The organism is Gardnerella greenwoodii 00703Dmash, assembly GCF_000263635.1.
Lineage (GTDB): Bacteria > Actinomycetota > Actinomycetes > Actinomycetales > Bifidobacteriaceae > Bifidobacterium > Bifidobacterium greenwoodii.
In genome coordinates this window covers 34,548-54,376 of sequence record NZ_ADEV01000003.1, presented here as the reverse complement: position 1 = coordinate 54,376, position 19,829 = coordinate 34,548, and the positions used below count along the sequence as shown (strand labels likewise).

Sequence of the window (19,829 nt, the reverse complement as noted above, 5' to 3'; positions counted from 1 at the left end):
GCAAAAACTGAAAGTACGAAAGGTAAATAATATGACGCAAGCAGCAACCTCTCAAAATACAACTTACCCAGATTTAGTAGTTGTTGGAGCGGGCTTGTTTGGCTTAACTGTAGCTCAGCAAGCAGTGGAGCATACGGGTGCTCGCGTTGAAATTATTGACGTTCGAAATCACATCGGTGGAAACGCTTACTCGTATTTTGACGAGCGCACAGGAATCGAAATTCACAAGTACGGAGCGCATCTTTTCCACACAAGCAACAAACGCGTGTGGGATTATGTGAACCGTTTTACGTCGTTTACTAACTACGTACATCGCGTGTACGCAACGCACGACGGCGAAGTGTATCCGCTGCCAATCAACTTGGGTACAATTAACCAGTTCTTCCACGCACACTACACGCCAGAGGAAGCAAAGGCTTTGATTGCAAGCCAAGCGGGGGAGTTAGCTGGCAAAGATCCGCAAAATTTGAACGATAAGGGCATTAGCTTAATTGGGCGTCCGCTTTATGAAGCGTTTATTAAAAACTACACGGCAAAGCAGTGGCAGACGGATCCTTCCGAGCTGCCAGCTGGAATTATTAAGCGCTTGCCAGTGCGATTCAACTACAATAATCGCTACTTTAAAGACACTTGGGAAGGCTTACCTACGGACGGCTACACGGCTTGGATGCAGCGTATGATTGACGATCCTCGAATCCACGTTTCGCTTGGCGTAGACTTCTTCGACGAATCTCAGCCGTTTAATAAGCGCGCGCTGGCGGAAGCTGGAGTGCCGGTAGTTTATACCGGTCCGGTTGATAGGTATTTTGACTATGCGCTCGGCGAATTGAAGTGGAGGACTGTGGACTTTAAGGAAGTGCGTTACGAGGAAAGTGACCACTTTGGCTGCCCAGTTATGAACTATTCGGATGCTGACGTGCCGTTTACGCGCGCGATTGAGTTTAAGAACTTTAATCCAGAGCGTGAGGAAGTTGGTGGCGAGGCTGGTGAAGCTGATTTTGTGCCTGGAAAGAGTGTGAAAGCCGGAGAGACTGTGGTTTGGCAGGAGTATTCGCGAGCTGCAACTCGCGAGGATGAGCCGTACTATCCTGTGAATACTGAGGCAGACAAAGCCTTGTACGCGCGCTATGCGGAGCTTGCGGCTGCAGAGCCTAACACTGTTTTCGGTGGTCGCTTGGGAACTTACAGCTATTACGACATGCACAACGTAATCGACATGGCTTTGCGTGCTTACGAAACGCAAGTAGCGCCGCTGCTTAAGTAATCTCAACTTTCACCGCCGCAAACATTTGCCGTGTAATTTTCCGGCGTTTGTTTCCGCTGTTTCGGCGTGTCAACGCGCGTATTAATTTGCAATATCCGCGATTCGTGGTATTCTGTTTAAGTTGTTTGCTTAGCGGGTGATTTGCTTGCTAAGTTAGCAGTTTGGAGAATTCGCCTAGTGGTCTATGGCGCACGCTTGGAAAGCGTGTTGGTGTAACAGCCTCACGAGTTCGAATCTCGTATTCTCCGCGCTTAAGCTTCTGACGCTGATTTAGCGTCGGGAGCTTTTTGTTTTCCGATTGTTGCACGCTGTGCGCACCTACGTTACGTAATACGCTCCGAGTATTAGTTGAGCGCGCGTGCAATAATTGCTGCATAATCGCTTGTTTTGGGGATGCGAGGTGAATCTGATATGTCAAAGCTTACGTTGCAAACTGGCTCTAAAACTTTCGACACTTCAAAATCCGCTGCAAAAGCAATAGCGAGCACTCCGGATCGCCCTAATCCTGCATTCAACCATTCAACGAACGCAATACTTATTGGCATTCTGCTCACTCTTTTAGGCGGCGCATTTTGGGGCGCAAACGCAACAGTGTCAAAAATCCTTATGTCAACGTATCACGTATCTCCGCTGCAAATTGCGTGCGTTCGCCAAATTGCGGCAGGCATATTGTTTAGCATCACTGCAGCAGCTTGCACTCCGAAAAAGCTTACTGGAGCAATTAAATCTGGTCGCACGTGGATTTCAATGGCGGTTACAGGCGTAGTTTGCGTGCTTCTTACGCAAGTTTCGTACTTGTGCACAATCGACTGGACTAATTCCGGCACTGCAACTGTGCTTCAAAGCCTTAATCTTCTGTTCGTGCTGGTTTACGCATGTTTGCATACGCGCCGCGTTCCAACTATCCGCGAAACAATTGGTGTTGTACTCGCTTTTGCAGGAACTGCTTTAATGGCAACGGGCGGAAATCTTTCTTCGCTATCTTTGCCGATTATGGGTTTGCTTTGGGGCTTAGCAGATGCTGCAAGTACGGCGGCGCTTGCGATTATGCCGGTGAAGTTGATTGCAAAATGGGGAAATCTTACTGTAAACGGCATTACTTTTATTATTTCGGGGCTGATTATGCTTCCGTTCGTGCGTCCGTGGGAAACTATGCCGCCGCTTGATTGGCGCGCGCTTTTGCTGTTTACTTTTACGGTTGTTGCCGGCACTTTTGGAGCTTACTGGCTGTTTCTTGAAGGTATTATGCGCGTAGGCTCTGTGCGAGGAACTCTTCTTGGTGCGAGCGAGCCGGTTACTGCTGCGATTACGGCGGTGCTTTTTACAGGCGCTGTTTTTTCGTGGGCAGATTTTGTGGGCTTCGGTCTTATTTTCATTATGATGATTCTGCTGTGCAAACGTACTGACTGACTTAAGTTATAAAATAAAAACCAAACAAAGAAAGGAATTTTGATGCGCTACCACGATACTTTAGACTCGCTGGATGTATTAGAAAAAGTGAAAGCCGCCGACTGTGCAAATTCTGCAATCGCGGTGGTCGGCTCAATGAACGCCGACTACACGATTGTTGCCGACCGTCTTCCAAAGCCAGGCGAAACAGTTAACGGTGGTGATCTTAAGGTTCTTCCTGGAGGAAAGTCCGGAAATCAGGCTGTTTCTGCCGCAAAAATTGGCGCGCACGTGCGCATGTTTGGTGCAGTTGGCAGTGATAAGAATGCCGACTTTTTGCTTAATTCTTTGAACAATGCTGGCGTTGACACCACTAATATTTTGCGCGTCGACAACACTCCTAGCGGCGCTACGGTTATTACGGTTGATGCTAAGGGCGGCGAAAATACGATTGTTTACGCGCCTGGTTCTAATGCGCACGTTACGGTTTCGTATGTTGAGTCCGTTAAGGACGCTTTGACTAGCGCTAGAGTGCTTGGGCTTTGCTTGGAAAGCCCAATGGAAACTGTTACTGCTGCTGCGAAGATGGCTCACGCGGCTGGCGTAAAAGTTTTGCTTAACAATTCTCCTTTTGTTGACACTTTGCCGAAGGAGCTGATTGATGCTGCCGACATTTTGCTTGTAAACGAGCATGAGATGGCGCAGTTGCTTAAGATTGACGAGCCAGAAGATGGCAATTGGGATGGTTTTGATTGGAATCATGCGGCTGAAGTTATGCACAACTTTGGTTTTGACGAGGCTGTTGTGACTTTGGGCGGCGACGGTTCTGTTGTTTTGCAGTATGCTGAGGAAGATCCTGTTTGCCGCATTTCTGCACAGCGTGTTAATGCTCAAGACACTACAGGTTGTGGAGACGCGTTTATGGGTACAATTTTGGCTGGTTTGGCTGCTTCAATGTCGTTGCCAGACGCTGCAGCTTTAGCATCCTATGTTTCTGCGTATGCTGCAACTCGCTTTGGTGCTCAGGCTTCTTACGGAACTGCAGACGAAGTTCGCGCGTATTTTGCTAAGTAGTTAATTAAGTAATTGATTATTTGCCTAATTTATGCGTAATTTATGCGTAAATCACCGGTTGTGTCTAATCCGGCGCGTTACCTGCTAGAATAAAAAGCGACTCTGTCACTGTACATGCAAGTTTGCAAACGGGAAGGCAATCATGTCAACAATTCTTGAAGGCAATCCAAAAAAGCAGATGATGCTTGTTACCGGTCGTGCGTATCCGGAACTTGCTGCGGAAACTGCAAAATATCTTGGTATTGATGTGCTTGAGACTACTGCCTACGATTTTGCTAACGGCGAAATGTATGTGCGTTTTACTCAGCCAGTTCGTGGTGCGGATGTGTTTGTGCTTCAAGCGCACACGAATCCTATTAATAATTGGATTATGGAACAGCTGCTTATGGTTGATTCGTTGCGTCGCGCTTCTGCTCGCAGCATTAACGTGGTTGCTCCGTTCTTTGGATATTCTCGTCAGGATAAAAAGCATCAGGGTCGTGAGCCTATTACGGCGCGACTTATGTTTGATTTGTTCCGCGCTGCCGGCGCGACTCGTATTTTGACTGTTGACATGCACGCAACTCAGGAGCAGGGTTTCTTTGATGGTCCGGTTGACCATTTAACTGCTATGCCTGTGCTTATTGATTATGTGCGTAACTCTATGAAGCTAGACAACGCAACTATTGTTTCTCCTGATGCTGGGCGAATTAAAGTTTCTGAACAGTGGGCTGCAAAACTTGGCAATTTGCCTCTTGCTTTTATTCACAAAACGCGCGATATTACTCGTCCAAATCATGCTGAAGCTCACGGAATTATTGGTGATATTCAGGGTCGTGACTGCATTGTTGTTGACGACATGATTGATACTGCTGGCACGATTTGTGAAGCTGTGCGCACTTTGCGCGAGTCTGGTGCTAAGTCTGTGACTTTGGTTGCAACTCATGCTTTGCTTTCCGGTCCTGCTGTTGAGCGTTTGAAAGATGCGGGTGTGCGCGAAATTATTGTTACGGATACCGTTCCTGTGCCGGAAGAAAAGCGTCTTAAAAATATGACGGTTCTTTCGATTGCGCCTCTTCTTGCTGCTGGCATTCGTTCCGTGTTCCGTTCTGGATCTCTTGTGTCTCTTCGAAATGCGCTTCCGGAAGATATGAAGCAGCATAATATTTATGCATAAAAATAATTAGTGAAAAGCTAATGCAAAATTAACGCAGTAATAAATTAATAAAGCGATAAATACACACAGCAATACAGCAGGAGGCAAATATGGTCGCCAATACTACAATTGCACAAAATCAGGAATCGCTTTCTAAAGGCGACGATTTTAAGGCGATTATTACAGTTGTTGGCTGCGATACCGTTGGTATTATTGCAAAAGTAACTTCGCATGCAGCTAATCATAACGTCAATATTTTGAATATTTCTCAAACTATTGTTGACGGATTCTTCAATATGATGATGATTGTTGACGTGTCAACTATGGACTGTGAATTTGGTGAGTTTGCGGACGGATTGGAAGCGCTCGGTAACGAAATCGGCGTGCGTATTCGCTGCCAGCGTAGCAATATTTTCACCGCAATGCACAGAATCTAAAATTCGTAGCAATATCGTAGCAAATTCGTAGCAATCTAAGTAAACGTAAGGAAGTACGCCATGCTCAACCTGATGGAAGTAAGCGAAACTAATTCGATGATTGAGCAAGAACAGCTCGACGTTCGCACAATCACCATGGGAATCAACCTGCTTGATTGCGCTTGCGAAAACCTGCAGGATGTGTGCCGCAAAGTTGAGGAAAAAATCACGCGTCTTGCAAAAGATCTCGTAAAAACTGGCAACGATATTTCGCACGATTATGGCATTCCAATCGTAAATAAGCGAATTACAGTAACGCCGATTTCGCTTGTTGGAGCGTCGGCTTGTAAAAAGCCTGAAGATTTTGTGCAAATTGCGCACGCGTTAGACAGGGCAGCGCACACTGTTGGAGTTGATTTAATCGGCGGATATTCTGCTCTTCCTGCTAAGTCGATGACAGCAGCAGACCGCATGCTTATTGAGTCGCTTCCTCAAGCCTTAAGTGAGACGGAAATTGTGTGCTCGTCTGTGAATGTTGGCTCAACGCGCACCGGAATTGACATGGATTGCGTGGAGCTTTTAGGTCGCACGATTAAAAAGATTGCTGAAGCGACTGCCGCCAATGACTCCTACGGTTGCGTTAAATTCGTGGCTTTTTGCAACGCTCCGGACGATAATCCGTTTATGGCAGGCGGATTCCACGGAGTTACTGAAGGCGATGCTGTGATTAACGTTGGCGTTTCCGGACCAGGCGTAGTATCTAGCGCACTCGATGCTGCTAAAGGCAAAGATTTTGCTTTTCTGTGCGAAACGATTAAGCGCACGGCGTTTAAGATTACGCGAGTTGGGCAATTGGTTGCGCAGGAGGCTTCTCGTAGACTCGGTGTTCCGTTTGGAATTATTGATTTGTCGCTTGCGCCAACGCCTGCAGTTGGAGATTCCGTTGGTGAAGTGCTCGAAAAGATTGGTTTGGATCAGGTTGGCGCTCCTGGCACAACTGCGGCACTCGCAATGCTGAACGATCAGGTGAAAAAGGGCGGAATTATGGCCAGCAGCTATGTTGGTGGTCTTTCCGGAGCGTTCATACCTGTTTCTGAAGATGCGAACATGATTGCTGCAGCAAAGTCTGGTTGTTTGACTATTGAAAAGCTTGAGGCAATGACTTGCGTGTGCTCGGTTGGTCTTGACATGATTGCTATTCCGGGAGAAACGTCCGCAGCTACTATTTCTGGAATGATTGCTGACGAATCCGCAATCGGAATGATCAATCAGAAAACTACTGCAGTACGCATTATTCCTGTGATCGGCAAGGGCGTTGGGCAGATGGCTAATTTCGGCGGTTTAATGGGATATGCGCCTATTATTCCTGTGAATCAGACCAGTTGCGAAGCTTTCGTAACGCGAGGCGGGCGTATTCCAGCTCCAGTGCACAGCTTTAAGAATTAGTGATTACTCAGTAATCACTGAGTAATCACTAAGTAATTATTTAGTAATCACGCTTTTAAGCTCGCGCGCTACTTTTCCAGCATCCTCAGCGCACATAAGCGCCGACACGGTGCAAACTCCGTCAAGCTCAAGATTGCGAATAGGGAACACCGTATTCTCATGGATTCCACCAATTGCCAATGTTTTTACGCCCATAGAGTGCGCAACTTTCGCAACTTCGTTCACGCCTTCAACTCCAAGCGGAGGCACGTCGTGAGCCTTGGTATGCGTCTCGAAAGCTGCACCTATGCCAATCACATCCGGCAGTGGAACGTCGTTTTCTTTGCACTCTAGGTAAGCTTTCTCCATCAAATCAGGCCGCGCGCAAGAAAGACCAACCATCCACTCAGCCGGCATCGCCTTTCGCGCCTCAACAAACGGCGTATCTTTTTGCCCAACGTGCAAGTTGAAACCAAGCTTAGCTGCGCAATCAACGTGATCGTCAATAAACACAGGCACGTCTCCGTGGCCGGAATCAATTAGTGCATGACGCAACTTTTTGGCTTTAGCTGAAATCTCAGCGTCGTCGGAATACTTATCGCGCAATTGCACAACTGTAACTCCGCCTTCAATTGCCTCAACAGCAACTTCTTCTTCCGGACGATTTCCCATGCGCGGATCAGTTACCAAATACAGAGTCCAATCCACTGGCTCAACCGTAAACTCAATATTTGTCAAACTAAACATGTCGTTTACGCTAAGAGTTGAAAGCGCATCCATCCACAGCGTTCGGAAAGTGCCTGGAGCTGTGGTTTGGCGAGCTGCCCAAGTTCCAGCGGCTGCAGCATGCACGTGTGCTGCAACTGTTGCGGCAAGCGGACGTTCCGGATTTGCGCCAACGTATGCTGCAACAAGCGCACCCAAAGCGCAACCTGTGCCAACAACTTTAGTCATAGTTTTATGTCCGCCGGTTACGCGAGCTAAGCAACCGTGAGCGTAAATCGCGTCTTTTTCGCCAGAAATTGCCACTACTGAGCCGTACTTTTTTGCTAATTCGCGTGCGGCTTGAAGAGCATCGTTCACGTTATCGTGAGAATCCACACCTTTGCCGTTGCTTTCTTTGCCGGCAAGAGCCATTATTTCGGAAGCGTTCGCGCGAATAACTGTAGGGTGATGCTTAATAATTTCGTGTATAAAGCGTGTGCGTGGGGCAAGTGCCGGCACTCCAATGCCAACCGGGTCAAGCACCCATGGTGTATCGGCTTTTTCGCAACCTTCAACGGCTGCGCGCATGTACTCGGAAGTTTCAGGCTGATGGAATGTGCCTACGTTTATTAGCACGCCGGAGGCAATTTGTGCGAGTGCGTGCGCTTCTTCCGGGTCGGTTACCATAATTGGCGATGCTCCTGCGGCAAGAAGTGCGTTTGCGGTTATGTCTTGTACGATTACGTTTGTTATGCAGTGTGTAAGAGGCTGCTGGGCGCGTACGCGTTCAATGCATTGGCGAACGTCGTTAAGGAACATTCGGCGTCTAGCGCGCACGGAAAATAGTGTGTCTACTTTTGTTGCTGTTGCAGCTGATTCAGTAGTAGATGCGCAGTTTTTTGTTTCGTTTGCGTAAGTTTTTTGTGAGCTATTGCTTGCTTCTGCAGCGTTACTTATTGTCATAATGTTTCCCTTCGCTAGCACTATCTAGATCAGGTCCTACGGATGTAATCTCAGCGCCGCCCGCGATTTTGCGGCGATTGCGCACTCCGAACCATCCTTCGACTATATCTTTTGTTCGTGACTTACGTTCTTTACGCGACGCTCTGCTTGAGCGCTGCGGTTATTTACCGCGAGATTGTGGACTTAGAGCGTGTGTAAGTGACGCTCGCGCGGTCTAAGCGCTCGCTTGCGAAACTCGCGTTGGAAGTCCACTGGACTTCCAACCTGAGCGAGTTTCCGCTCCGAATTGCTTTCGCGCGCGCTGTGCTGCGCTCAAGCAGGTCGTCGCGCATTTGCCGTGTATTTTACCCGGCATTTGTTTTCGTTTCGACTATGTTTGACTACAAATGCCGTGTTTTTTCTCTGGCGTTTGTTTTCGTTTCGGCGCTACATGGAAACATTTGCCGGAAAATTCCCGGCGTTTGCACGTATCTACAAAAATCTCGCCGCATTTTTGCAACTTCTTCTACAGATTTTTGCTTTCCGGTAGTGTAAACATAAATATGGTAAGTAAGTAGGCTATAAACTACCTAATCAACATACGTTACGAAAGCGAGTCAACATGGCAAACAACTCCATGCTAGAGCAACAAACCGCAGCCGCCGCAAATCCTCTCGATGCGCATGAATACGCCACGCGCACTGCAATTCGAGCAATTGCAATAATCGCGTCTGTTTACGGAATGGCAGCTTCGTGGCAAGGTCTTATGACTTTTACTTACTTTACAAATCTTTCTAATCTTATGATTTGCGTAGCTTTGGCCGGCTCTCTTGTGCTAGACACTACCTCTTTTATGCGCGCTCGCAGCTTAGCTACTAATTCTGCAGAATCAGCCACTTCTTCCGATTCTCAAGAGTCACTCGAGGTTTGGTTTGATTCAAAATCCAACGCTTGGTACGTTTTTAAATTCATGATGACAATCGCCATTGCGGTAACATTTACGCTTTATCTTTGCTTCTTAGCTCCTACGAATAAGCTTGGTTTTGTTGGTGCATATATGAGCAACGGCTGCAGCAGTCTTTGCGTTCACGCAATTGCTCCGCTTCTTGCAATCGTAGATTTTATACTTTTTGACTATCGCTTCCGTTCAACCAGCGCACACATTTATTTTGCTACGATTCCGCCTTTAGCTTATGTTGCTTATGCTGCAATGCTCAGTGAGTTTGCGGGTGTTCGTTGGGGTGTTCACGCAATGCGTGCGCCTTATAATTTCCTTAATTATGGCGCTCCTGCAGGCTGGTTTGGTTTTGCTCCTCAGACTTTTAACGCCACTACTTTAGGCGTTGGAGTTGCTTACTTGCTTATTGTGTTTACGCTTATTTTTATTGGTGTTGGCCGCGTATTTCTTGCGTTGAAAGATGCGCGCGCTCGCGCTGTTTTGCAAAATTAGTCAAAACTTGAGCGCCACTATTGCCCAATTGATAGAATTGAGCGTATGTGTGAGGATTCTGCATTACAAGCGCTATTTGATGGCACGTTACGCAATTGTGCTGGGAATTTAACCAGTACGCTGCTAGTTTGTGGCGCTCCAAATACTGGAAAAACGCAGTTTGCTGTGCGTGCAACAATTGCGGGATACCAGCGCTGGCCTCATAACATAACAGCAATGGCTGTGCAAAACAGAAATTTGGCTGCAAGTATTGACAATATTATTATTCGTTCTATTGGAGTAAGCGAGCAGTCGCGTCCGGTTGGAACGTTGGAATCGCTTGCTTTTCGTATTATTTCTGCCAATTGTAAGTTGCAGCATAAGCCTAATCCTAAGCTTCTTAATGGCGCTGAACAGGATGCTCTTCTTCGCAAAGTTGTTCGCGAGCATATTGAGCATGTTTTTAGGGGAGATAATGGTGATTGCGATGTTTGCCAGCTTTTTCAGGATTATTTTGGGACTCCGCTTTGGGTTTCGCCTTTAACTGGCGTTGGAAATGATTCTGATTCTTCGCTAAATTCTAAAGACTCAGGCGGCAACGTTGAAACCAGAAACATTGAAACCAGCAACGTTGAAACCGGCAACGACGAAGATAGTAATGTTGAAACTAGCAACGCATTTATGCATCAGCTCAGAGATATGCTTGCGCGTTTGGATGAGCTTGGAATTAACGATTCTTCCGACGAACAGTCTGTTTTAGATTCTCTTGATTTTGCAAAATCTACCGCAGAATCTGAAAATATTTTGCCAACTTCTCTTCTGACTGACCGTCGCAGCACGCAGTGGCGTCTTGTTTTTGCGCTTAGATCTGAGTATCGCAAAATGCTTGCAGACACTTATAAAGGGTCGTTCCGTTTGGATGCTTCTGAGCTTTTGGTTGAAGGTTCAAAAGCTGCTCGCTTGCTTGGTGAAGCGTCTAACGTAAATTCTTCAGAAATCCCAGCTCTTCTTGTTGTTGATGATTATCAAGATATTACTCTTGCCGGCTTGAGTTTTGTGGAAACTTTGCTGAATCTTGGGACGCGTTTGGTTTTGATTGCCAACCCGGACGAGTCCGTTCAAACATTTAGGGGAGCGTACCCGGATTATGCAATTTCGGTTGCTTTGCGTGTGTTTAATGCAGCTGAGCAAACTCTGGAATATGCGATTTCTTCCGATTCTTCTGTTTCTTCCGCGCTAACTTCCGATTCTTCTTCAAATCAGATTTCAGCGCCTTCAATGCGTGATTTGCTTGCTGCTCGCGTCTCTCTTTCCTTGACTTCGCAGTTAAGTACTGCGGTTGCGCTTCCAAATCGACCTTGGAAAATGCCGGCTTTTGTTGGTGCTTTTCCATTGCAGCCGTTGAATCAGCTTACTGATCAGCTTACAGATCAGCCTCAAGCGCAGAATCAAGAGAATACTCAAAATCAACCTCAAAATCTTCAGAATTCTCAAAATGCGCAAAAATATTTACGGTTAGATGAAGATGGAACAGTAAATACTGCACTTTATCGTTCACAGCGTGAAGAATTAGATTCTGTTATTTGGCAAATGAAACACGCTCACGTAAAAAATCGTCGCAAGTGGAGCGATATGGCGCTTATTGCGCACGATAATTCCACCGTTCGTCTTTTTGGTGAGCAGCTTCGCGCGGACGGTGTTCCAGTGCGTTATTCACTAGTAACTCGACCGTTAAAGGACGAGCCGTTCGTTCAAGGATTGTTTGCTCTTATTGAGCTTGCTCAGTTTGCTCAACGTTGCATTTCTGGGAATCTTGTATCTTGTATTTCGTATAAAATTCAGCGCGGCAAAAGTTTAAAAAATATAGCATTTTGGATTCAATCTCGCGTTAAGTGCATTATGGAAAGTCCTATTGCGTCAATAGTTCGTAGCTCTCGCGACTATGTCACTCGCGACTATAACAATCATTCTTATGGTGATTGCGAGTTTGAAACTCCTTCGCAGCTTAAAAATGTTGAGTCGCTTATGCGATCTTTGGCTTCTCTGTCTGCGGTTTTAGATGAGCAAAAAGACGAAAATAATTCGCTTAGCAATCAAAATATTCCTTTAAGAAAGCTTAAGGATTCGTGGGATGAATTTAGGAGTAATCTGAATAACGCCTCTAATAACAGCTCTAATGGTGATTCTAATGTTAATTTAGTTATCAATTTAGATGACGATATTAACGAAGATATGAGTGCTCTTTCGCTAGAGGCGTGCTATCTTCTTTGTTTTGCAGATGTAGCACATTGCAATACTGATTCCCAGCAGTCTGATTCAACAGTGCTAAGTATTTTGCAAAATATGGCTCCTCGAAATCCTAATGTTGCAGCCTTTGTAAAAATCTGGAAAAATGTGCAAACTTTGGCTTTGAAATTTGCCTCTCGCCCAGATTTACGCAACGCTAAATATGCTCTTGGTGAAGCGTGGAATGTTTGCAATGTTGCTGAACGTTGGCAGCGCACGGCTTTGCAGCACAATCGTGAAGGCTATAGGGCAAACGATCGCCTAGATGCTGCAATGCGTCTTTTTGACTACGTTTCTTCGTACAGCGATGAGAAAAGTTACGGTTTTGAAGCAGATTTGCAAAATAGCAGCGTTTCATTAGATTTTGACGACGAAAATTCTGCACTTCCAGCTGATATTAGCGATTTTATAGCGCAGGTTCGTGGCATGGAAATTGAGGCAGATTCTTTAGCTCGAATCGCTCCTGTGCCAGATGCTGTAACGCTTACAACTCCTGCAGGTGCTGCAGGAAAGCATTGGTCGCTTGTTTGGATGCCAACTTTGCAGCAGCGTGTGTGGCCAAATCTTGCTTCGCGCAGCACAATGTTCGGCGCGGAAAGTTTGGCAAGTATTATGTTGGATTCCAAGCAGCGAGCTATGAGTCAGCAGTTTAATGCGAATGCTACTAATAAATTATCTAATTCGCCTCTATTTATATCTGTAAATCTTCTTGCCGCAAACGATAAATCCGCTGTTTTTGCTGGCGAGCAGCGTAGCTTTTTGCTATCTATTACTCGTGCTACTGAAAGTTTGTATATTAGCGCGCAGTACAGTGATAGTGCTGTTCCAAGCGATTTTCTTTACTATTATTTGCCTGAGCGCTACTACAATAACGAAAATTCACGCACGCCTTTTACCGATTTTAAAATTCCTTTCGCAGGCTTAGATATGGATGTTCGCGGATTGGTTTGTGCCGCGCGTGCAAAACTTGTGCGAGATGCTGCCGGTAAGAATAATTGCGATAATGCGAATGAAAATGGCGGAGTTTTAGACGCTGCTAAAGCATTGCGATTATTGCGAGAATCTGGAGTTGATTGCGCCGATTGTAGTCAATGGGATTTTATGAGCGAAATTACAGAAAATTCTTCTGTAGAAAATATTTCTACTAAATCTAACAGTACTGTGGTGAGCTTGTCTCCTTCTGCTGTAGACAGTTTATGGGCTTGCCCGGTGTGTGGATTACTGAATCGTCAACTTGCAGGTCCTCAGCCAGGAAGTGCTGCAACGTATTTTGGTACGTTAATTCACGAAACTGCAAGGTGGGCTAGTGAAAATAAGCACTACGATTTTATGGACACTGTGCTTGAAGAATTGCCTGTTAAGGAAGTTGAATCTAAAGAAGTTTCTGTAGATGATTTTCAGTATTCTGCGCAAGTGAGCCGAATAAACGAAATCGCAAATCGCATGGAGGAGTATTACGAAAGTATTGCTCCCGAACTTGCCGATATTCGAGATGCAAAAGAGCGGTATTCTGCGCTTTCTAGGCAATCTAATATAAGTCGTGCTCTTCATACGATTGCACAATATTTCGTTACATCTTTTAGTCAGGAAACTTACGATTTTGACGCAAAAAAGTCAGATGATGGCGTTGTTGAATCTCTTACGCCAAGCGAAAAATCTTTAGAAAGTAGCATTGGAAGTCTTTTAGAAGCCTGCTGTGAGATGCCAACAAGCGCTCATTTTGGTTTTGATGACATTGCGCGCGTGCTGAACAATACTTTTAAAGCTGCAAATTTGCAAACCGTTTCTGTTCGCGACTGTTACGAGTTGATGGGAGCATTGATAGGCGGTTGGCCGGATGGTGCGTGCGAAGATTTGCAATTGCATATTCACGGCAGAATTGATCGACTTGAAAAGCGAAAAAATGCGGACGGTTCAGAAAATATTCGCTTACTTGACTATAAGACAGGAAAAGTTCCTCCTTCAACAGGAGTTTTTAATGATTTGCAGTTAGTTTGCTACCAGCTTGCTTTGCTTTTTGCAGACGAAAATCCACTTATTTCCGACTCTAATGCGCCAACAATTGCAAGAAGTGTGCTATTTCACGTAGTTGACAACGATTACCCGGCTCAAGACCACAGCGTTGCAGAAAACTTGTATCAACCGCCTCTTTGCATTGCTGACGCTTTGAACAATAAGCCGCTTGAAAGTCGCGCCGGATTCAAAAATATGGCAAGATTGTTGGATTGCCCGCAGTTGGAAGAAATTATGAAAACATGCCCGAAAGGTGTAACTGAGCAAGCCTGGCAGTCATTCCGGTATTTAAGTGAAACTGCAAAATGGTCTCTTACTATGATTTCGCGCGTTTTCTACGCGGCTGCTGCAGTTCGATCTAAGCAAATTATTGCGCATCCAACTTCGCAGCATTTGAAATATTGCCGTGCAAAACAAGTCTGCCCAGCTTGCGCAGGTCGCATAGATACCGTATACGAGGTGCGTCAATCATGATTGATGAAATGAATAACAAATCTTTGCACGAAAAAGCTCTTCGTGAAGATGCCGTTCTAGCAAAATCTCCTCGCAAAAACACGGATAGTGCAGAACAGTCTGCAGCAATTACAGCGCCCGCAAACAAGAATATGATTATTGTTGCTGGAGCTGGCAGCGGAAAAACCTATACTATGACACGTCGTGTTATTGATCTTATTGACCGCGGTGTTGCTCCAGAAAGCATTTTAGGACTTACGTTTACGAATAAAGCTGCGTCGGAATTGTTGGCAAGAGTTGCGCAAGCCGTAAGTCAACATGCAAACGTAAGCAAACAAAGCTTTGGTACGAGTGCGTCATCTTCAAATTCTTTAAGTTCTTCAAACGCATTTTTGAAGCCAGAAGTAATGACTTACGACGCATTCTTTCAGTCAATTGTGCGTCAATATGGTTTGCTAGTTGGTTTTGATCACAATACTCAGCCTCTTAGCGACGCTGGCGCGCGTGAACTAATTAAGCCTCTAGTCAACGAGTATGTTGATAAGCATCCGGAAATTGTTAAATTGTATAAATTTGATGCTTTGGTTGACGACGTTCTTGCGCTCGCTGCAGATATTTCCTGCTCGATGATTGGTCTAAATAGTAGGGGTGAGTCTTTAGACAGCACTTCTTCAGCTGTTTTAGAAATTCAAAATTGGAATAACGCGTGGATTGAACATTTGCAAAAAGCGCTGAGCTCAGCCGAAACAACTAAGATTGTTGCCAAAAAGCCAAGCGCTGTTAAATTGCGTCGCGCAAAAACAGAATCAGACGAAAAATATTTCAAAAAATGCGAAAATTACGGAAAAGAATACGTTGAATACTTAAATATTACGCTAAAAAATACGTGTTACGATTCTTGTAATAAATTATTTGAAGCCGCTAAAAAGCGTGCTGCTTTGCTCGACTTAGTTCTATCTTTTGATTCTGCAAAACGTAGCGCAAATATGGCTCAATTTAGCGATTTTACGATTGCTGCATACCGTTTGGTAACGCATTTTCCTTCTATTGCGGCGCAATATCGAAGACAGTACAGTCAAGTTTTGTTGGACGAGTATCAGGATACTTCCACAACGCAGGCAATGCTGATTGCAACGCTGTTCCATAACTCAAGCGTAGCAATCGGTAAGAGTAGTGAGAGTAATGATAGTTGTGAGAATACTTCAGTTGGTGATTCTTTCGTTAATCAGCAAACACATATTGCTGCAGTTGGAGATCCTTTCCAAGCAATTTACTCATTTAGAGGAGCAAGCTCGGGTGCTTTTAGAAAACTTCAGCAAGCGCTTAATATTGACAAATCAAGCGAGTTTTCTCTTACTCAAACGCGCCGCAATTCTAAGCTTATTTTGCAGGCGGCAAACGCTATTACAAAACCATTGCGTGTGCCGTCTCTTCGCAAAAGCAGTTCGTTGGCTTCGGAAGTAGAAGTCAAAAATCTTCAATATCTTGAAAATGCTCCGCAAGGCAGCGTTAGCGTGCTAAATATGCCTACGCAATATCAAGAAATTGAAGCAGTTGTGCGCTTCGTAAAATATGTAAAACAAAATGCTTTAGCGCAAAACGACAATATTCTAGCTTCTGACTTACAAGCGAGAGCCGCTGTGCTATTTCGCAGCAAAACCAATATTGCAATGTATGAAGAAGCTTTGCAAAAAGCAGGTTTGCGCACTTTAACTGTTGGATATTCCGCTCTTCTTGAAAAACCGGAAGTAAAAGACGTTCTTGCTCTTCTTTCTGCTGTTGCAGATCACACGAATACTTCCGCGCTAATGCGACTTCTTGCCACGCCTCGATTTGCGCTTAGTACTGACGATTTAGAGGCTTTAGCTAATGCTGCAACCGATGAAAACGTTGAGTATGTTTTCAACGCTTTGGCTCAAGCAGGTTTAGTGGATTCTAAAGCTCCGCGCGCATCTTGGGCGAAGCTTGTGCGCGAACAGCAGTCTAAAGGCTCTCAAACTAATAGTGTTCACGGCGGAGTGTTTATTGCGGATGTGCTGTTTGAAGCGTTTAACTCTACTGTATTTGCAAAAAATTCTACGAAAGACACGCTTAATCATCTTAAAAATATGCTCAGCAAGAAGGCTTATGCAGCAATTCTTCGCGCAGGCAAAGTTCTTGACGCTGTGGAGCGTGCTCAATCTGGAAGTTTGCATGATGTTGTTCGTACTGCTGTTGAAGCGTTAAATATTGATATTGATGTGGCTGTTTCGCGTGCGCTTATGAATGAAAATTCAAGTAATTCAACGCTTCTTAACGATATGCACAGCACGCTTGACGCAATTTCTTCGCTTGCTGACGCGTATTTGCAAGAAATGAGTGATTTTACGCAGCCTACTTTGCGCGGATTTATTGCTTGGATCCAAAATATTGACAAAATTGACGATCAGCCTGCTTCAGTTGACGAGCCTGCAGACGTGGTTTTGATGACGATTCACCAGTCGAAGGGTTTGGAATGGCCTGCTGTTGCAATAGTGGGGCTTAACGAAGGTGCTTTCCCAAGTAGTCAGGGAGATGGTTTGCGCGTAAAGCAAACCAAGCAGGATGGCGTGTATTTTGAAAGCGCGTACGCAACTCTTGAAATCGCATCAAAAGTGCCTGTGCCAATTAGAGTCGATGCGGATATTTTGCCGCGATTTCCTCACAATGCAGATTTGAGCGTTAGTATGAATCCGCAAGAATCTTTGAAAAATATGGAAACCGTTGAAAAAATCGATGCGGAAATCTACGGTTCTCGCGCGCAAGCAATGCTTGATTTAGCCGAAAAATTCTATGAGCGTGAAGATGTTCCAGAGGGAGCAATTCCTGTAGAAGCGCGTCAAATTTACGATGCTGCAATGAAAACCGGAACTCTTCCTCTTTCGCAAGTAGAGGAGCGTGGACGAGCTTTGCACGTTGATGAGAGGCATCTTATGTATGTGGCGTTGACGCGAGCGAAATTTGCGGCTTTGCTTACGTGCAGTCAGTCTAGTGCTATGACGGCGGATGTTAATGGGGAAGATAGTGAAGATGGTGCAGTAAACGCTGCTGCTGCTGGTTCTGCTGCTGGTTCTGCTTCCAATACTTCATCTTCGCGCTCAAAAAAGCCTTCTGTTTTTTGGAATGAAGTATTTAAAGAAATGCAAGAATCTTGCGGATCTGTTTCCGAAGTAAAAGTTGATTTAGATGAAGTTGGTTATGCTATTGGCGAGTCTGCTTCTCAGTTTGCTGAATTATTTAGTGAGCCTAGCGAAATTCCTAGCGAAAACAATAATCAGCCATTAGCTTGGCCGAGTGCGTCAAGTGAATATGTGCGAGATGCGCTTAATAAGTCCGCTGAATATTCTGAAATTGCTGAGATTGGTGCAATTGACAAGGCTGGTGCAGTTGACAAGTCTTGCGAAAGTGACAAGCTTGACGAAAATTCGCTACTTTCTAGGGCAGAAGCTTTGTTGCAGGATGCAGATTTGATGCCGAAAATTGATTGGTATCACAATACGGTTGCGCTTAAAAAGAGGGCGGATCAGCTTTCAAAAGTTGAAAATGTAAATGTTACGGCTGTGCAGCGCAGGGCAGTATTTAATCAAAATGCTGACGAAAATAACAACTCTTTCGAAGCGAAAGAAGCTAATCGTTTGCGAAGTGAGTGGATGGCAATTATTCGTCCTATTCCGCGGACTGCTTCTCCTGCATCTGATTTGGGTACGAGATTCCATGCTTGGGCGGAGCAGTTTGTAAATGCGGGTTGCTTGAATAAAAATTCCACTCAAGATGATGTTGTTGAAAATATTTCTGAAAAACTTGCAAAAATCGAAAAAACTGCGCAAGTCGAAAAAACTGCGCAAGCTGAAAAATCAGCTGAACACAAATTACTAATCTGGGAAAAACGTTTAGCTACTTCAAAATGGGCTTATCGTCGACCTATAGCAGCAGAGCAGCCGATTGTTGCACACGTGCCAGAATTAGGCGATCAAATTATTAATGGCAAAATTGACGCAATCTTTGCAGGTGGTTTAGATCCAGAAGATTCAAGTAAATTGTATACAGTAGTTGATTGGAAAACTGGTCGTAAACCAACTGATCCGCAAGATATTGCGTTAAAACTCGGTCAGCTTGACTGGTATCGTCTGCTTCTTTCGCTTATGACGAACGCTCCACTCGAGGCTATCGATGCCACCCTTTATTATGTGAACGTATCGGATGAAAAACAACGTGAAATTCATGCCGAAGCAAAAACAAAAGATGAAATCCTTGCCGAGTTACACTCTGGCACGTTAATTTCCCTCGATGATGATGACGCATAAATGTTGCTATTGCAATCATTTTGCCGCAACTTATTTGCTGCAATTTTTGTTTGCTGTGCCAGATTTTGCGCCGCGATTGAAACGCATCGTGCATCACTTCGAAAACGTGCAGATTCCTCGTGCAGTGTGTGTGGGCGGGCATACGCACAACATCGATTTGAGTATGAAGTAAGGAAGAATCAGAATTATGAACGTAGAGTTCCGTCCTGTAAAACTTAGCGATATTGACGCAATCGTAAAAGAATACGAACGTACTTGGGGTATTTCGCAACAAGTTGGGAAAGAGGCTTCGTTAAGCCTTTCTCGCCGCTGCGTGTTGCACTATTTGAAGCCTTCAACTCACGGTACTATTGCACAACTCGACGGAAAGTTTATGGGATTGCTTTTGGCGCGCGTTTTTGACGCTCCAGTTTTGTTCCCAGAAGTAAGCCAAATGCTTTTAGAGCAGGATTCTTTTATGAAAGCGAACGCAGATAAAAATTATGCTCGCGCTTTAGAAGAAGCTCATGGCATGCGCGCTTTGGAAACAAAACTTGAAGCAAAATCGCATATTAATAATTTAACTCAAGCAGAATTGGAGCTTTTCCTTGTATCTCCAGATGCTCGCGGTCACGGTGTTGGCGGCGGATTGTGGAAGCATACAATGCATTTGCTTAGAAATAATGGTGTAAATCGCTACTATTTGCACACAGATTCAGCTTGTGACGTGAGTTTTTACGATTATCACGGGCTTAGAAAAGATGCTTCTTGGAAGCGCGAGGATCATATGCTAGAAGCGAAGAATATGAAATCTTTGGTAGATGACTTGTACATTTACTCTGGTGAGCCAATGATTCGTTCAAAGCGTGCAAAAATGGCAACCGCTAGATCTCAAACTAGAGCGTAAACGTAACTTCGAGAAGCTTATTCGTAAGTTTATTTGTAAGTTTATTTGAGAGTTTATTTGTGAATGTAAAAGTAACAGTTGGGTAATTAA

The 19,829-nt window shown here is 44.9% G+C and carries 11 protein-coding genes, 1 tRNA gene and 1 riboswitch; of the genes, 11 read left to right on the top strand and 1 reads right to left on the bottom strand.

All coding sequences use genetic code 11. The features are described from left to right. The first annotated feature begins 31 nt into the window (after positions 1-31). From glf to NG78_RS05610, 7 genes are all read left to right on the top strand, one after another. Positions 32-1,264, top strand: coding sequence for a UDP-galactopyranose mutase (gene glf / locus NG78_RS05585; protein WP_004133706.1), 1,233 nt, complete (start codon positions 32-34; stop codon positions 1,262-1,264). A 163-nt stretch (positions 1,265-1,427) separates the two neighbouring features. Next, positions 1,428-1,512, top strand: a tRNA-Ser gene (locus NG78_RS05590). Positions 1,513-1,675: 163 nt separating this feature from the next. Next, a complete protein-coding gene (locus NG78_RS05595; protein WP_004133703.1) occupies positions 1,676-2,674 on the top strand; it encodes a DMT family transporter in 999 nt (332 codons plus the stop codon). A gap of 42 nt (positions 2,675-2,716) precedes the next feature. Continuing rightward, complete coding sequence (locus tag NG78_RS05600) at positions 2,717-3,727, top strand: ribokinase (protein WP_004133702.1); 1,011 nt, start codon at positions 2,717-2,719, stop codon at positions 3,725-3,727. Positions 3,728-3,869: 142 nt separating this feature from the next. Beyond that, the gene (locus tag NG78_RS05605; RefSeq protein ID WP_004133700.1) at positions 3,870-4,883 is read left to right on the top strand and encodes a ribose-phosphate diphosphokinase; all 1,014 of its coding nucleotides are present in this window, start codon (positions 3,870-3,872) and stop codon (positions 4,881-4,883) included. An 89-nt stretch (positions 4,884-4,972) separates the two neighbouring features. After that, positions 4,973-5,299 carry an ACT domain-containing protein gene (locus NG78_RS0105780; protein ID WP_004133698.1) on the top strand — a complete coding sequence of 109 codons (327 nt, stop codon included), beginning with the start codon at positions 4,973-4,975 and terminating at the stop codon, positions 5,297-5,299. Positions 5,300-5,359: 60 nt separating this feature from the next. Then, positions 5,360-6,724 (top strand): PFL family protein, encoded by a 1,365-nt coding sequence (locus tag NG78_RS05610; RefSeq protein WP_004133696.1) that lies wholly within the window; start codon positions 5,360-5,362, stop codon positions 6,722-6,724. A gap of 36 nt (positions 6,725-6,760) precedes the next feature. Here the strand turns inward: NG78_RS05610 and thiM are convergent, their stop codons facing one another. Continuing rightward, positions 6,761-8,227, bottom strand: a complete 1,467-nt coding sequence (thiM, locus tag NG78_RS05615; RefSeq protein WP_230454141.1) for a hydroxyethylthiazole kinase — start codon at positions 8,225-8,227, stop codon at positions 6,761-6,763. Between the two features lie 133 nt (positions 8,228-8,360). After that, positions 8,361-8,470: riboswitch (TPP riboswitch) on the bottom strand. A gap of 502 nt (positions 8,471-8,972) precedes the next feature. On the opposite strand from thiM, the gene NG78_RS05620 reads away from it, so the two are divergent. The 4 genes from NG78_RS05620 (at position 8,973) to NG78_RS05635 (ending at position 19,739) form a co-directional block, all read left to right on the top strand. Next, a complete protein-coding gene (locus NG78_RS05620) occupies positions 8,973-9,800 on the top strand; it encodes a Pr6Pr family membrane protein (protein ID WP_004133692.1) in 828 nt (275 codons plus the stop codon). Between the two features lie 45 nt (positions 9,801-9,845). Continuing rightward, positions 9,846-14,552 (top strand): PD-(D/E)XK nuclease family protein, encoded by a 4,707-nt coding sequence (locus tag NG78_RS05625; protein WP_004133691.1) that lies wholly within the window; start codon positions 9,846-9,848, stop codon positions 14,550-14,552. After that, complete coding sequence (locus NG78_RS05630) at positions 14,549-18,853, top strand: ATP-dependent DNA helicase (protein ID WP_004133690.1); 4,305 nt, start codon at positions 14,549-14,551, stop codon at positions 18,851-18,853. The genes NG78_RS05625 and NG78_RS05630 overlap by 4 nt, the downstream gene beginning before the upstream one ends. 187 nt (positions 18,854-19,040) lie before the next feature. Then, positions 19,041-19,739, top strand: a complete 699-nt coding sequence (locus NG78_RS05635; RefSeq protein WP_004133689.1) for a GNAT family N-acetyltransferase — start codon at positions 19,041-19,043, stop codon at positions 19,737-19,739. The last annotated feature ends 90 nt before the right edge of the window (positions 19,740-19,829 follow it).